The sequence below is a fragment of the Streptomyces parvus genome (genome assembly GCF_032121415.1).
GTDB classification, from domain to species: Bacteria; Actinomycetota; Actinomycetes; order Streptomycetales; family Streptomycetaceae; genus Streptomyces; species Streptomyces globisporus_A.
Window position 1 is genome coordinate 6,029,117 of sequence record NZ_CP135079.1, and the last position, 15,048, is coordinate 6,044,164.

General features: G+C 70.7%; 11 protein-coding genes. 10 read left to right on the forward strand and 1 reads right to left on the reverse strand.

Annotated elements, in window-relative coordinates; all coding sequences use genetic code 11:
- The first annotated feature begins 108 nt into the window (after positions 1–108).
- Together RNL97_RS28100 and RNL97_RS28105 are read left to right on the forward strand one after the other, a co-directional pair.
- A complete protein-coding gene (locus RNL97_RS28100) occupies positions 109–1,164 on the forward strand; it encodes a bile acid:sodium symporter family protein (protein WP_243315809.1) in 1,056 nt (351 codons plus the stop codon).
- Positions 1,165–1,207: 43 nt separating this feature from the next.
- Complete coding sequence (locus RNL97_RS28105) at positions 1,208–1,423, forward strand: helix-hairpin-helix domain-containing protein (protein ID WP_030582797.1); 216 nt, start codon at positions 1,208–1,210, stop codon at positions 1,421–1,423.
- Between the two features lie 27 nt (positions 1,424–1,450).
- On the opposite strand, the gene fdhD is transcribed toward RNL97_RS28105, so the two are convergent.
- Positions 1,451–2,299, reverse strand: a complete 849-nt coding sequence (gene fdhD / locus RNL97_RS28110; RefSeq protein ID WP_243315810.1) for a formate dehydrogenase accessory sulfurtransferase FdhD — start codon at positions 2,297–2,299, stop codon at positions 1,451–1,453.
- Positions 2,300–2,522: 223 nt separating this feature from the next.
- On the opposite strand from fdhD, the gene RNL97_RS28115 reads away from it, so the two are divergent.
- The 8 genes from RNL97_RS28115 to RNL97_RS28150 all read left to right on the forward strand — a co-directional run bounded on the left by RNL97_RS28115 (position 2,523) and on the right by RNL97_RS28150 (position 15,010).
- Entirely contained in the window at positions 2,523–3,482 is a 960-nt protein-coding gene (locus RNL97_RS28115) for a beta-ketoacyl-ACP synthase III (RefSeq protein ID WP_030582792.1), read from the forward strand.
- A gap of 147 nt (positions 3,483–3,629) precedes the next feature.
- A complete protein-coding gene (locus RNL97_RS28120) occupies positions 3,630–4,811 on the forward strand; it encodes an ROK family transcriptional regulator (protein ID WP_030582788.1) in 1,182 nt (393 codons plus the stop codon).
- A gap of 166 nt (positions 4,812–4,977) precedes the next feature.
- Positions 4,978–6,501 (forward strand): sugar ABC transporter ATP-binding protein, encoded by a 1,524-nt coding sequence (locus tag RNL97_RS28125; protein ID WP_313751344.1) that lies wholly within the window; start codon positions 4,978–4,980, stop codon positions 6,499–6,501.
- Complete coding sequence (locus tag RNL97_RS28130) at positions 6,498–7,550, forward strand: ABC transporter permease (protein ID WP_030582782.1); 1,053 nt, start codon at positions 6,498–6,500, stop codon at positions 7,548–7,550. Before RNL97_RS28125 ends, RNL97_RS28130 begins: the two co-directional genes overlap by 4 nt.
- A 92-nt stretch (positions 7,551–7,642) precedes the next feature.
- Positions 7,643–8,677 carry a substrate-binding domain-containing protein gene (locus RNL97_RS28135; RefSeq protein ID WP_030582779.1) on the forward strand — a complete coding sequence of 345 codons (1,035 nt, stop codon included), beginning with the start codon at positions 7,643–7,645 and terminating at the stop codon, positions 8,675–8,677.
- A 71-nt stretch (positions 8,678–8,748) separates the two neighbouring features.
- On the forward strand, positions 8,749–9,984 hold the full coding sequence (locus RNL97_RS28140) for a Gfo/Idh/MocA family protein (RefSeq protein ID WP_243315811.1): 1,236 nt from the start codon (positions 8,749–8,751) through the stop codon (positions 9,982–9,984).
- 13 nt (positions 9,985–9,997) lie between these two features.
- On the forward strand, positions 9,998–11,002 hold the full coding sequence (locus RNL97_RS28145; protein WP_243315812.1) for a sugar phosphate isomerase/epimerase family protein: 1,005 nt from the start codon (positions 9,998–10,000) through the stop codon (positions 11,000–11,002).
- Positions 11,003–11,290: 288 nt separating this feature from the next.
- Positions 11,291–15,010: a ThuA domain-containing protein gene (locus tag RNL97_RS28150; protein ID WP_243315813.1), complete on the forward strand. Its 3,720-nt coding sequence runs from the start codon at positions 11,291–11,293 to the stop codon at positions 15,008–15,010.
- The last annotated feature ends 38 nt before the right edge of the window (positions 15,011–15,048 follow it).

Below are 15,048 nucleotides of genomic sequence, written 5' to 3' on the forward strand. Positions count from 1 at the left end.
TCGGGATTCGTGATGACAGTCAGAGCGGTGTGCGGGATTCCCGATGGCGCCGCAGGGGAGCAGGATGGACGCCGAAACGGATCCCCGACCGCCGGAGCGCCCCCGCACATGTCCCGCCGTATCCCGCGACCGCCGTCCTGGCTGCCGTTCGACGCCTTCCTCGTGGCGCTGGCCGCCACCGTGGCCCTCGCGGCGCTGCTGCCCGCCCACGGCACCGCCGCCGACGTGGCGGGCGGAGCCTCCACCGGCGCTGTCGCCCTGCTGTTCTTCCTCTACGGGGCACGGCTCTCCAGGGCCGAGGCGCTCGACGGGCTCAAGCACTGGCGCCTCCACCTCACCGTCCTGGCCTGCACCTTCGTCGCCTTCCCGCTGCTGGGGGTGGCGAGCGGCGGGCTGGTGCCGTACGTGCTGACGCCCGAGCTCCAGGCGGGCTTCCTCTTCCTGTGCCTGGTCCCGTCCACGATCCAGTCCTCCATCGCCTTCACCTCGATCGCCCGGGGCAACGTGCCCGCCGCGATCTGTGCCGGGTCCTTCTCCAGCCTCACCGGGATCCTGGTGACCCCGATGTTCGCCGCCCTGCTCCTCGGGTCCGCCGGGGGCGGGTTCTCCGTGGACTCCCTGCTGAAGATCGTTTTCCAGCTGCTCGTCCCGTTCCTCGCCGGGCAGCTCCTGAGCCGCTGGGTCGGCGGCTTCCTCACCCGGCACAAGAAGGTGCTCGGCCTGGTCGACCGCGGCTCGATCCTGCTCGTCGTCCACACCGCGTTCAGTGAGGGGATGGTCGCCGGGGTCTGGCACCGGGTCACCCCCGCCCGGGTCGGCGCGCTGCTCGCCGCCGAGGCGGTCCTGCTGGCGCTGATGCTCACCCTGAGCTGGTACGGCGCACGGAGGCTCGGGTTCGGCCGGGCGGACCGGATCGCCATCCAGTTCGCCGGGTCCAAGAAGAGCCTGGCGGCCGGGCTGCCGATGGCGAGCGTGGTCTTCGGGGCGCACGCGAGCCTTGCCGTACTGCCCCTGATGCTGTTCCACCAGATGCAGCTCATGGTCTGCGCGGTCATCGCGGGGCGCCGCTCACGCGACCCCGAGGAGGCCCCGGCCCGTGACGACCCGGCAGGGGCCGCCGCCTCCGGCCCACTGTCCGACCCAGCCGTTACGGTGAGCCGGTAGCCGGCTACCGGTAGCCCGGGTGGACCCACAGCGAGGTAGTGCCATGAGCGACAAGGGCGGGACGCCTGCCGACGACTTTCCGCACGGGGCGGGCAACCCGGCCCGCAACGCTCTGCGCGCGGCGGGTTACACCCGCCTCGCCCAGCTCACCACGGTGACCGCCGCCGAGGTGCTCGCCCTCCACGGGGTCGGCCCGAAGGCGGTCGGGGTGCTCCGCGGGGCGCTGGCCGCCGAGGGCCTGGCCTTCGCGGGGGAGTGAGCGGGGACCGCGTCCGCGACCCCGGGCTCAGCCCCGCGGGGCCGCCGCCTCCAGCGAGATCCGGTGCTCGCCGGCGTACACGTTCATCGACGGTCCGCGCAGGAAACCGACCAGCGTCAGTCCGCTCTCCGCCGCCAGGTCCACGGCCAGCGACGACGGTGCCGAGACCGCCGCGAGCACCGGGATCCCCGCCATCACGGCCTTCTGCGCCAGCTCGAACGAGGCCCGCCCCGACACCAGCAGCACCGCCCGCGACAGGGGCAGCCGCCCGTCCGTCAGCGCCCGGCCCACCAGCTTGTCGACCGCGTTGTGCCGGCCGACGTCCTCCCGTACGTCCAGCAGCTCGCCCTCCTCGGAGAACAGCGCTGCGGCGTGCAGGCCGCCCGTCCGGTCGAAGACCCGCTGCGAGGCCCGCAACCGGTCGGGGAGGGCGGACAGCAGCCCGGGCGTGATCCGCACCGGGGGAGCGTCGGCCACCGGGTGCCGGGTCGTGGTGCGCACCGCGTCCAGGCTGGCCTTGCCGCACAGGCCGCACGAGGAGGTGGTGTAGACGTTGCGCTCCAGCGTGATGTCGGGGACCGGGACCCCGGGCGCGAGCTTCACATCCACCACGTTGTAGGTGTTCACGCCGTCCGCCGTCGCCCCGGCGCAGTAGACGATCGACTGGACCTCGTCCCCCTCGGCGATCACCCCCTCGCTGACCAGGAAGCCCGCGGCCAGCGCGAAGTCGTCGCCCGGTGTCCGCATGGTGATGGCCAGCGGCCTGCCGTTCAGCCGGATCTCCAGGGGCTCTTCCGCCACCAGGGTGTCCGGACGGGAGGAGACGGCACCGTCCCGGATGCGGAGAGTGCGGCGGCGTTCGGTGACCCGTCCCATAGAGCTGAACCCGATTCTGTCCGTGTGCGGCTGTTCGTTTCCCCGGGTCATTGTCCGGCACGCGCAGCGGCGTGTCGCAGCGAGCTGTTCAGCACGCTGACCAGGCTGTTGTCAATGCTCCAACGTGTGGGCCCGATTCCTGTGGGATCACGTGCCCCCGTACCCGGCGGTAGCGACCAAGACTGTGGTTCATTCCTGCCCCCACCCGACGATGGGAACCCGTATGACCGGCTCACGTGTCGTGGCGCTCGGCCACTACCAGCCCGCCAAGGTGCTCACCAACGACGATCTCGCGGCGATGGTCGACACCAGCGACGAGTGGATCACCAGCCGGGTCGGCATCAAGACCCGGCACGTGGGTGGACCCGACGAGCCGGTGGACGAGATGGCCGCGCACGCGGGAGCCAAGGCGCTGGCCACGGCCGGTCTCGGGCCCTCGGACATCGATCTGGTCCTCGTGGCCACCTCCACCGCGATCGACCGCTCCCCGAGCATGGCGGCCCGGGTCGCCGCCCGGCTCGGGATGGGCTCGCCCGCCGTCATGGACATCAACGTCGTGTGCTCCGGCTTCACGCACGCGCTGGCCACCGCCGACCACGCGATCCGGGCCGGTGCGGCGACCCGGGCGCTGGTGATCGGCGCCGACAAGATGGCCGACATCGCGGACTGGACCGACCGCTCCACCTGCGTCCTGCTCGGCGACGGTGCGGGCGCCGCGGTCGTCACCGCCGACCCGTCCGCAGCCGACGCCCCGGGCGGGCCCGGCATCGGACCGGTGCTGTGGGGTTCCGTGCCGGAGATGGGCAACGCCGTCCGGATCGAGGGGACGCCGCCGCGCTTCGCGCAGGAGGGCCAGTCCGTCTACCGCTGGGCCACCACCCAGCTCCCCCCGATCGCCCGCCGGGTCTGCGAGAAGGCGGGCATCGCCCCGAAGGACCTGGGCGCGGTCGTCCTGCACCAGGCCAACCTGCGGATCATCGAGCCGGTCGCCCGCAAGATCGGCGCGGTCAACGCCGTCATCGCGCGGGACGTCGTGGACTCCGGCAACACCTCCGCCGCCTCCATCCCGATGGCTCTGTCCAAGCTGGTCGAGCGCGGCGAGGTCGCCTCCGGTGCGCCCGTCCTGCTCTTCGGATTCGGCGGAAACCTCTCCTACGCGGGCCAGGTCATCCGCTGCCCCTGACCGCCCTCCGCCGACCTTTGTCCTGAGTGTGGAAAAAGTTGGGGCGGATTCCTGCGCAACTTCTTCCCACTCCGGGAAAGCGCTGCTACGTTCCCCTCGAAAGCCCGACGGACTGGCCGATGTGGCGGGGAGGGACGCGTGAGACGTATGACGGCACGACCCGCGAACGCGCATCAGGCGCGGCTGCTCCGGCTGTTGCGCGACGGGGGGCCCAACTCCCGTGCGCAGCTGGGCGATCAGGTCGATCTGTCGCGCTCGAAGCTCGCCGTCGAGGTGGACCGGCTCCTGGAGACCGGTCTGGTGGTGGCCGACGGACTGGCCGCGTCGCGCGGCGGGCGCCGCTCGCACAACATCCGACTCGCCCCCGAACTGCGCTTCCTCGGCGTCGACATCGGCGCCACCTCGGTCGATGTGGCCGTCACCAACGCGGAGCTGGAGGTACTGGGACACCTCAACCACCCGATGGACGTGCGCGAAGGACCCGTCGCCGTCTTCGAGCAGGTCCTGTCACTCGCCGCCAAACTGCGGGCCTCCGGGCTCGCCGAAGGCTTCGACGGCGCCGGCATCGGGGTCCCCGGCCCCGTGCGCTTTCCCGAGGGCGTGCCGGTCGCGCCGCCGATCATGCCCGGCTGGGACGGGTTCCCGGTCCGCGAGGCGCTCAGCCAGGAGCTGGGCTGCCCCGTCATGGTCGACAACGACGTGAACCTCATGGCGATGGGGGAACAGCACGCGGGCGTGGCCCGCTCCGTGGGCGACTTCCTGTGCGTCAAGATCGGTACGGGTATCGGCTGCGGCATCGTCGTCGGCGGCGAGGTCTACCGCGGTACGACCGGCAGCGCCGGGGACATCGGGCACATCCAGGTCGACCCCGACGGCCGGCCCTGCGCCTGCGGCAACAAGGGCTGCCTGGAAGCCCACTTCAGCGGCGCGGCGCTCGCCCGCGACGCGGAGGACGCCGCCAGGGGGGGCCGCTCGCCCGAACTCGCCGTCCGGCTGGACGCGTCGGGCCGCCTCACCGCGGCCGACGTGGCGGCCGCTGCCGCCGCCGGGGACGCCGCGGCGCTCGACCTCATCCGCGAAGGCGGCAACCGGCTCGGCCAGGTGATCGCGAGCCTGGTCAGCTTCTTCAATCCCGGTCTGGTGGTGATCGGCGGCGGGGTCACCGGCCTCGGTCACAACCTCCTCGCCAGTGTCCGTACGCAGGTCTACAAGCAGTCCCTGCCCCTGGCCACCGGCAATCTCCCCATCGTCCTGGGCGAGTTGGGGCCCACCGCCGGAGTGATCGGCGCGGCCCGGCTCATCAGCGACCACCTCTTCTCCCCGGCCTGACCCCAGGCCGTACGACGCACCACGGAACCACCTCCCGTCAGCAGCCGTTCGCGGTGCCGCCGGCTCCACGGCACCGCCAGCCCTGCGCCCTGTCCGCTCACCGGCCCTCCCCGGCCCTCGGCACCCGCCCGAGCAGGGGAGACCCCATTCGCCGAGGGGATTCGTCATGGCACCAGAACCACCCCTGCTCACCATGTCCGGCATCACCAAGCTCTTCCCGGGCGTCCGCGCCCTGGACGGCGTCGACCTGGAGGTCCAGGCCGGCGAGGTCCACTGCCTCCTCGGCCAGAACGGCGCGGGCAAGTCCACCCTCATCAAGGTGCTCGCCGGAGCCCACCAGCCCAACGACGGCGAGATCACCTGGCGCGGCGAGAAGGTCCAGCTGAAGTCGCCGATCGCCGCCATGCGTCTGGGGATCGCCACCATCTACCAGGAACTCGACCTGGTCGAGGACCTCTCGGTCGCCGAGAACGTCTTCCTCGGCCACGAGCCGACGAGCGCCGGCTTCATCGTCCGTACGGGCGAGGGGCGCGCCGCCGCCAAGGCGCTGCTGGCCCGCCTCGGGCACCCGGAGATCGACCCCGCCCGGCACGTCGGCGACCTCTCCGCCGCCCAGCAGCAGATCGTCTCCATGGCGCGGGCCCTCTCCCACGAGGTCCGGCTCATCGTGATGGACGAGCCCTCCGCCGCCCTCGACCCCGACGAGGTCGACAACCTCTTCCGCATCGTCGAGGGCCTCACCGCCGACGGGGTGGCCGTCGTCTACATCTCGCACCGGCTGGAGGAGATCCGCCGCATCGGCGACCGGGTCACCGTCATCAAGGACGGCCGGACCGTGGCCGTCGGACTGCCCGCAGCGGACACCCCCACGCGCGACATCGTTGCCATGATGACCGGCCGCGACGTCGCCTATGTCTTCCCGCCGCGCCCCGAGGAGCCGCCCGCCGCCACCGCCGAACCGGTGCTCCGGGTCCAAGGCCTTTCCCGCAAGGGCGAGTTCGCACCGGTCGACCTCGAACTGCGGCCCGGTGAGATCGTCGGCCTCGCCGGACTCGTCGGCTCGGGGCGCTCCGAGATCCTGGAGACGATCTACGGGGCCCGCAAGGCGAGCACCGGCACCGTCACCGTCGCGGGCAAGCAGCTCCGCCCCGGCAGCGTCCGCGCCGCCGTCGCCGCCGGGATCGGCCTCGCCCCCGAGGAACGCAAGGCGCAGGCCCTGCTGATGACCGAATCGGTCACCCGTAACGTCTCCGTCTCCTCCCTCTCCCGCTTCGCCCGGATCGGCTGGATCGACCGGGGCGGGGAGCGGAAGGCGGCACGGAGCGCCACCCGCGAACTGCAGATGCGGCCCGACAACCCGGACGCCGCCGTCCGCACCCTCTCCGGCGGCAACCAGCAGAAAGCCGTCCTCGCCCGCTGGCTGCTGCGCGGCTGCCGGGTCCTGCTGCTGGACGAACCCACCCGTGGCGTCGACGTCGGCGCCCGCGCCGAGCTCTACGCCGTGATCCGCCGGCTGGCCGACGAAGGCCTCGCCGTCCTGCTCGTCTCCAGCGAAGTGCCCGAAGTCCTGGGCCTCGCCGACCGGGTGCTGGTCCTCCGCGAGGGCGAAGTGGTCCACATGGCCCCCGCCCAGGAGCTCGACGAGCACCGCGTACTCGACCTCGTGATGGAAGGGAGCCCGACGCCATGACACAGCCCGCCCCGTCGGCGCAGCACAACGGGCCGGACAAGGGGACCATCGCGGCCCCCTCCGACACGCCGCCCTCGAAGTCGGGCGGTGGCATGCCGGCCCTCGGACTGCGGCTCGACGTCCGGATCCTGTCCCTGCTCGGCGTCCTCGCCGTGCTGGTCCTGGTCGGCGGCATCACCGAACCGGACGCCTTCCTGGACACCGGCAACCTCCAGCTGATCCTGACCCAGGCGTCCGTCATCGGCGTCGTCACCGTCGGCATGACCTTCGTCATCATCAGCGGCGGCATCGACCTCTCCGTCGGGGCGATGGTCGCCCTGGCCTCGGTGTGGGCGACGACCCTGGCCACGCAGGAGTACGGCTTCGCGGGCATCGCGTTCACCGCGGTGCTCGTCGGCCTCGTCGCGGGACTCGTGAACGGCGTCCTCATCGCCTACGGCAACATGGTCCCGTTCATCGCGACGCTGGCGATGCTCGCGTCGGCCCGCGGACTCGCCCTCCAGATCACCGACGGCAAGACTCAGATCGTCACCGTCGACTCGGTCCTCGACCTCGGCCTGCCCGACTCCTACATCCTCGGGATCCCGCCCCTGGTCATCATGTTCGCGGTGGTCACGATCATCGGCTGGCTCATCCTCAACCGGACCACCTTCGGCCGCCGAACGGTCGCCGTCGGCGGCAACGCGGAGGCGGCCCGGCTCGCCGGGATCGACGTCCGCCGCCAGCGCCTCTACCTCTACCTGCTGTCCGGGCTCTGCTGCGGCATCGCCGCCTTCATGCTGATCGTGCTGGCCGGCTCCGGTCAGAACACCAACGGCAACCTGTACGAGCTCGACGCCATCGCCGCCGCGATCATCGGCGGAACCCTGCTCAGCGGCGGCCGGGGCACCATCGTCGGCTCCGTCCTCGGCGTCCTGATCTTCACCACGATCACCAACATCTTCGCGCTCAACAACCTCCAGAGCGACGTCCAGCAGATCGCCAAGGGCGCCATCATCGTCGCCGCCGTCCTCGTCCAGGGCCGCACCATGCGCGGCCGGGAGACCTGAGCGGCCCCGACCGACCGGACACCCCCGGCACCGATACGAACCCCCCGCACCCGCACCTCGTACGCACCCACCGGATGAAGGGTCAGACCGTCATGCCAGAAACCAGCCGCAGAGGACTGCTGTTCGGAACCGCCGCAGTCTCCGCGGGCGCGCTCCTCACCGCCTGTACCAGCAACGAGCCCAAGAAGACCGAGCCCGCCGGCAACAGCGCCCCCGCCGACGACAAGCCCGGCAAGGCCGTCACCATCGGGTTCGCCGGACCGCAGGCCGACCACGGCTGGCTGAACGCGATCAACGTGAACGCCAAGTCCCGTGCGGAGACGTATTCCGACGTCACCCTGGAGATCACCGAGGGCTCCAACGACACCGCCGCCCAGATCGGCCAGGTCAAGACCCTCATCAACAAGAAGGTCGACGTCCTCGTCATCCTCCCCGCCGACGGCAAGGCGCTCACCCAGGTCGGACTGGAAGCGATGAAGGCGGGCATCCCCGTCGTCAACCTGGACCGCATCTTCGCCTCCCCGCAGGCGTACCGCTGCTGGGTCGGCGGCGACAACTACGGCATGGGCCTCAACGCCGGGCACTACATCGGCGAACAGCTGAAGGACAAGCCGAACGCCAAGGTCGTCGAGCTCGCCGGGATCGACAACCTGGAGCTGACCCAGCAGCGCAGCCAGGGCTTCGCCGACGCCCTCAAGAACTACTCCAACATCAAGCTGGTGGCCCGTCAGGCAGCCGACTTCACCGTCGAGTCCGGCCAGGCCAAGATGGCGCAACTCCTGCAGGCGCAGAAGCAGTTCGACGCCCTGTGGAACCACGACGACGACCAGGGCGTCGGTGCGCTCCGCGCCATCAAGCAGGCGGGCCGCGACGAGTTCATCATGGTCGGTGGCGCCGGCGCCAAGTCCGCGATGGACGCCATCAAGGCCGACAACTCGGTCATCAAGGCGACCGTCCTCTACCCGCCGACGATGGCCGCGTCCGCGATCGACCTGGCGCGGGCGCTCGGCCAGTCCAAGGGCATCAGCGGACTCTCCGAGATGGAGATCCCGACCTCCCTGACCCTGTACTCCGCGGTCGTGACCAAGGACAACATCGACCAGTACCTGCCGACGGGCTTCAACTGACCGGGACTCCGGGGGAGGCGGAGAGCGCGTCCCCCGGCCCGTTACCGCACACCGACGAGGAGGAAGTCCGCATGGCCCGTAGTCAAGAGACGGAAACGCAAACCCCAGCACCGCCGCCGCGGCAGGCGCCGGGAACGCTCGGGGTCGGCATGGTCGGATACGCGTTCATGGGCGCCGCCCACTCCCAGGGGTGGCGTACCGCAGGACACGTCTTCGACCTGCCGCTGCGACCCGCTCTCGCCGCGATCTGCGGACGCGACCGTGCGGCGGTCGACGCCGCCGCCGCACGGCACGGCTGGGCGGCGGCGGAGACCGACTGGCGGGCCCTGATCGCCCGGGACGACGTCCAGCTGGTCGACATCTGCACCCCCGGCGACAGCCACGCGGAGATCGCCATCGCCGCGCTGGAAGCCGGCAAGCACGTCCTGTGCGAGAAGCCGCTCGCCAACAACGTCGCCGAGGCCGAGGCCATGGTCCGCGCCGCCGAGGCGGCCGCCGCCCGGGGGCAGGTGGCGATGGTGGGCTTCAACTACCGCAAGGTGCCCGCGATCTCCTACGCCCGGCAGCTCATCGCCGGGGGCCGGCTCGGGCCCCTGCGCCATGTGCGGGCCACCTACCTCCAGGACTGGCTGGTCGATCCGGCCTCCCCGCTCACCTGGCGGCTCAAGCGCGAGCACGCCGGCTCCGGCGCGCTCGGCGACCTCGGGGCGCACATCGTCGACCTCGCCCAGTACCTCGCGGGCGAGGTGCTCACCGGAGTCTCCGCCGTCAGTGAGACCTTCGTACGCGAACGGCCCCTGCTCGCCGGGTCGTCGGCCGGGCTCTCCGGCAGCGCCGACACGGTGGAGCGGGGCGAGGTGACCGTCGACGACGCGGCGATCTTCACCGGCCGCCTCGCCTCCGGCGCGCTGGCCTCCTTCGAGGCGACCCGGATGGCCGCCGGACGCAAGAACGCCCTGCGCCTGGAGATCAACGGGGAGCTGGGCTCGCTCGCCTTCGACCTGGAGCGGCTCAACGAGCTGTCCTTCCACGACCACACCGAACCCGCCGCCACCGCGGGCTTCCGCCGGATCCTCGTCACCGAACCCGAACACCCCTACCTGGAGGCCTGGTGGCCGCCGGGCCACGGTCTCGGCTACGAGCACACCTTCGTCCACCAGGCCCGCGACGTGGTCCGCACGATCGCCGAAGGGGCCCCGCCCGCACCGTCGTTCGCGGACGGCCTCCAGGTGCAGCGAGTGCTCGCCGCCGTCGAGGAGAGCGCCGCCAAGAACTCCGTCCACACCCCGGTCCCGTCCTCGTCCTAGGAGGCTGCCGCCCATGCCCCGCCCCTTCACCCTCTTCACCGGCCAGTGGGCCGACCTCCCGCTGGAGGAGGTCTGCAAGCACGCCCGCGACTTCGGCTACGACGGGCTCGAACTCGCCTGCTGGGGAGACCACTTCGAGGTCGACAAGGCGCTGACCGACCCCGGCTACCTGGACACCCGGCACCAACTGCTCGACAAGTACGGGCTGAAGTGCTTCGCGATCTCCAACCACCTCGTCGGGCAGGCCGTCTGCGACCACCCGATCGACGAACGCCACCAGGGCATCCTGCCCGCCCGCATCTGGGGCGACGGTGAGTCCGAAGGTGTACGGCAGCGGGCCGCCGCCGAGATCGCCGACACCGCGCGGGCCGCCGCCGCCTTCGGGGTGGACACGGTCATCGGGTTCACCGGCTCTTCGATCTGGCACCTCGTCGCGATGTTCCCGCCCGTCCCCCCGCACATGATCGAGCGGGGCTACGAGGACTTCGCCGAGCGGTGGAACCCGATCCTGGACGTCTTCGACGCCGAGGGGGTGCGCTTCGCCCACGAGGTGCACCCGAGCGAGATCGCGTACGACTACTGGACCACCAAACGCGCGCTCGAAGCGGTGGACCACCGGCCGGCGTTCGGGCTGAACTTCGACCCGAGCCATTTCGTCTGGCAGGACCTGGACCCGGTCGGATTCCTCTACGACTTCCGCGACCGGATCTACCACGTGGACTGCAAGGAGGCCCGCAAGCGCCTCGACGGCCGCAACGGCCGCCTCGGCTCGCATCTGCCGTGGGGCGACCCCCGGCGCGGCTGGGACTTCGTCTCCGCGGGCCACGGCGACGTTCCCTGGGAGGACGTCTTCCGGATGCTCCGGTCCATCGGCTACGAGGGCCCGGTCTCGGTCGAGTGGGAGGACGCCGGCATGGACCGGCTGACCGGAGCCCCGGAAGCGCTTGCCAGCCTCAAGCGGTTCGACTTCGACCCGCCGTCCGCCTCCTTCGACGCGGCTTTCGGCGGCGGCGAGTAGCACGGACGACGCTGCCCCGGGGGCATGGCGCGCTGCACCGGCCCCGCCCCCGGGGCTGCCTCGCCCTGCCCGGAAATCCCTTTGTCCAGCCGGAAGCAGAAGTTCGACTTACCTGTTGCACAAGGGCTTTCCGTCGAGGACGAACAGGTCTACCGTCCATTTCGTGTACACGACATGACTCGCGTCACCGGGGTCGCTCCCGTCTCCGGTGACACACGCGCGGCAGTCCCCGCGCGGCACGGCACGGCCACACCCGCCCGTACAACCGGCACTCTCCGGAGGACCTACGTGCACAGAACCAGAAAGCGGCTCCTGGCCCGGACCCGCGTCCGCAAGACCCTCGCGCTGTTCACCGGCGGACTGCTCGCCGCCGCCACCCTGACCCTCGGCTCCGCCCCCGGCGCCACCGCCCACCCGGGCCACCCGGGGCACGAGGAGCCCGTGGCGGAGGACTTCCAGCAGGTCACCCTCGCCAAGGGCGCCGAGGAGACCGGCGAGCCCATGTCGCTCGCCGTCCTCCCCGACCGCAGCGTGCTGCACACCTCGCGCGGCGGCGAGCTGCGGATCACCGACAGCGCCGGCAACACCAGGATCTCCGGCACCCTCCCCGTGTACACGCACGACGAGGAGGGCCTCCAAGGCGTCGGCGTCGACCCGAACTTCGCCGAGAACCGGGCGATCTACCTCTTCTACGCGCCCCCGATGGACACCCCGGCGGGCGACGCCCCCGAGACCGGAACCGCCGCCGACTTCGCGAAGTTCGACGGTGTCAACCGGCTCTCCCGCTTCGTCCTCAACGAGGACGGCACCCTCGACACCGCCAGCGAGAAGAAGGTCCTGGACGTCCCCACCTCGCGCGGCATCTGCTGCCACGTCGGTGGTGACATCGACTTCGACAAGGACGGCAACCTCTACCTCTCGACCGGCGACGACACCAACCCCTTCGCCTCCGACGGCTTCACCCCGATCGACGAACGCCCCGACCGCAACCCGGCGTTCGATGCCCGCCGCACCTCGGGCAACACCAACGACCTGCGCGGCAAGATCCTGCGCATCAAGGTCGCCGACGACGGCTCCTACACCATTCCCGAGGGCAACCTCTTCGAGCCGGGCACCGACAAGACCCGCCCCGAGATCTACGCGATGGGCTTCCGCAACCCCTTCCGCTTCTCCGTCGACCAGGCCACCGGCACCGTGTACGTCGGTGACTACGGCCCCGACGCGGGCGCTGCCGATCCAAAGCGCGGACCGGCGGGGAAGGTCGAGTTCGCCCGCGTGACGAAGGCCGCCAACTTCGGCTGGCCCTTCTGCGTCGGCGACAACGAGCCGTACATCGACTACGACTTCGCCACCAAGACCTCCGGCGCAGCCTTCGACTGCGCCGCCCCGAAGAACGAGTCGCCGCACAACACCGGACTCGTCGACCTGCCGCCGGCCGAGGCCGCGTGGATCCCGTACGACGGCGGCTCCGTGCCCGAGTTCGGCACCGGATCCGAGTCGCCGATGGGCGGACCCGTCTACCGCTACGACGCGGACCTGGACTCCCCGGTCAAGTTCCCCGAGGCCTACGACGGCGACTTCTTCGCCGGCGAGTTCGGCCGCCGGTGGATCAAGCGCATCGAGCAGGACGCCGACGGCGCCGTCCAGTCCATCAACGACGTGCCCTGGTCCGGCACCCAGATCATGGACATGGCCTTCGGGCCGGACGGGGCCCTGTACGTCCTCGACTACGGCCTCGCCTGGTTCGGCGGCGACGAGAACTCTGCGCTCTACCGGATCGAGAACGCCACCGGAGGCCGCTCGCCCATCGCGGAGGCCTCGGCGAACAAGACCTCGGGTACCGCGCCGCTGAAGGTGAAGTTCTCCTCGGCCGGCACGGCGGACGGTGACGACGACCCGCTGACCTACTCCTGGGACTTCGGTGACGGCGGCACCTCCACCGCCGCCAACCCGACGTACACGTACAGGAAGAACGGCACCTACACCGCCACCCTCACCGCGGAGGACCCGACCGGCCGCACCGGCTCCGCCAGCGTCCACGTCACCGTCGGCAACACCGCCCCGACCGTGGAGCTGGTGCTCCCCGAGGACGGGCAGCTCTTCGAGTTCGGTGACTCCGTGCCGTTCAAGGTGAACGTCAGCGACCCGGAGGACGGGACCATCGACTGCACCAAGGTCGAGGTCAAGTTCACCCTGGGCCACGACAGCCACGGCCACGACATCACCACCGAGCACGGCTGCGAGGGCACCATCAAGACCGCCATGGAAGGCGGCCACGACCCCAACGCCAACATCTACGGCGGCATCTCGGCCTCGTACACCGACAACGGTGGTGGCGGCCAGGCCAAGCTGACCGGCAAGGACGCCTCCCGGCTCCAGCCCAAGCACCGCCAGGCCGAGCACTTCGACGACTCCTCCGGCGTCACCACCCCGAGCAAGTCCAGTGCGCACGGCGGGAAGACCGTCGGCGACATCCACAACGACGACTGGATCTCCTTCAAGACCTACGTCCTCGGCAACACCACCAAGCTCACCGCCCGGATCTCCTCGGCCGGCTCCGGCGGCTTCCTCGAAGTCCGCACGGGATCGCCCACCGGCAAGATCCTCGGCTCCGGACCCGTCCCGGTGACCGGCAGCTGGGACACCTTCCAGGACGTCGACATCCCGCTGCGCGGCGCGCCCAAGAAGCAGACCGAACTCTTCCTCGTCTTCAAGGGCGGCGACGGAGCGCTCTACGACGTCGACGACTTCGAACTCTCCAACACCCCGGTCGACAAGACCGCCAAGCGCGTCCTGGTCTTCTCCAAGACCGCCGGATTCCGCCACGACTCGATCCCCACCGGCATCGAGGCCCTGAAGGAGATCGGCAAGGACACCAACATCACGGTCGACTCCACCGAGTCCGCCGCCCAGTTCACCACCAGCAACCTGGCCCGCTACGACGCCGTCGCGTTCCTCTCCACCACCGGTGACGTGCTCAACGCCGAGCAGCAGAAGGCGTTCGAGAACTACGTGGCCACCGGCGGCGGTTACGTCGGCATCCACGCCGCCGCCGACACCGAGTACGACTGGGAGTTCTACGGCGGCCTCGTCGGCGCCCACTTCGACTCGCACCCGCAGATCCAGCCCGCCACCGTCCGCGTCGAGGACCACGACCACCCCGCCACCGCCCATCTGGGCGAGGAGTGGGAGCGCACCGACGAGTGGTACAACTACCGCACCAACCCCCGGGACAAGGCCAAGGTTCTCGCCACGCTCGACGAGACCACCTACACCGGCGGGAACATGAAGGGCGACCACCCCATCTCCTGGTGCCAGACCTACCAGGGAGGCCGCTCCTTCTACACCGGACTCGGCCACACCAAGGAGTCCTACGCCGAACCGGCCTTCCGCAGCCACGTCCTGGGCGGGCTGCGCTACGCCACCGGCCAGGTCAAGGCCGACTGCAAGCCGGACACCGACTACCGGCCGATCTTCAACGGCAAGACGCTGGAGGGGTGGAAGCAGGCGGGCCCGGGGAAGTTCTCCGTCAGCGGCGGAGCCCTGCACTCCGAGGGCGGCATGGGCCTGCTCACCTACCAGGCCAAGGAGCTGAAGTCCTACTCGCTGAAGCTCGACTGGAAGATGGCCGGCGACGACAACTCCGGCATCTTCGTGGGCTTCCCGGAGTCCGACGACCCGTGGTCGGCGGTCGACAACGGGTACGAGATCCAGATCGACGCCACCGACGCCGCCGACCGCACCACCGGCGCCGTCTACACCTTCAAATCCGCCAACATCAAGGCCCGTGACCGCGTCCTGCGGCCCCCGGGACAGTGGAACAGCTACGAGATCAAGGTCCAGGGCGAACGTCTGCAGGTCTTCCTCAACGGAGCGAAGATCAACGACTTCACCAACACCGACCCGGCCCGGAGTCTGAAGGACGGCTACATCGGCCTCCAGAACCACGGAGCCGACGACCAGGTGTCCTTCCGCAACATCCAACTGAAGGAGCTGCCCTCGAAGTAGGGCAGCCGCCTCTGCCGACGACGGGCGGGGGAAGCACG

What these genes read in the sequence shown, in the direction of transcription:
- RNL97_RS28130 (WP_030582782.1), top strand. Translation starts at nt 6,498, where the DNA reads ATGACACAGCCCGCCCCGTCGGCGCAGCACAACGGGCCGGACAAGGGG.
- RNL97_RS28100 (WP_243315809.1), top strand. Translation starts at nt 109, where the DNA reads ATGTCCCGCCGTATCCCGCGACCGCCGTCCTGGCTGCCGTTCGACGCC.
- RNL97_RS28115 (WP_030582792.1), top strand. Translation starts at nt 2,523, where the DNA reads ATGACCGGCTCACGTGTCGTGGCGCTCGGCCACTACCAGCCCGCCAAG.
- RNL97_RS28145 (WP_243315812.1), top strand. Translation starts at nt 9,998, where the DNA reads ATGCCCCGCCCCTTCACCCTCTTCACCGGCCAGTGGGCCGACCTCCCG.
- RNL97_RS28125 (WP_313751344.1), top strand. Translation starts at nt 4,978, where the DNA reads ATGGCACCAGAACCACCCCTGCTCACCATGTCCGGCATCACCAAGCTC.
- RNL97_RS28135 (WP_030582779.1), top strand. Translation starts at nt 7,643, where the DNA reads ATGCCAGAAACCAGCCGCAGAGGACTGCTGTTCGGAACCGCCGCAGTC.
- fdhD (WP_243315810.1), bottom strand. Translation starts at nt 2,299, where the DNA reads ATGGGACGGGTCACCGAACGCCGCCGCACTCTCCGCATCCGGGACGGT.
- RNL97_RS28120 (WP_030582788.1), top strand. Translation starts at nt 3,630, where the DNA reads ATGACGGCACGACCCGCGAACGCGCATCAGGCGCGGCTGCTCCGGCTG.
- RNL97_RS28105 (WP_030582797.1), top strand. Translation starts at nt 1,208, where the DNA reads ATGAGCGACAAGGGCGGGACGCCTGCCGACGACTTTCCGCACGGGGCG.
- RNL97_RS28140 (WP_243315811.1), top strand. Translation starts at nt 8,749, where the DNA reads ATGGCCCGTAGTCAAGAGACGGAAACGCAAACCCCAGCACCGCCGCCG.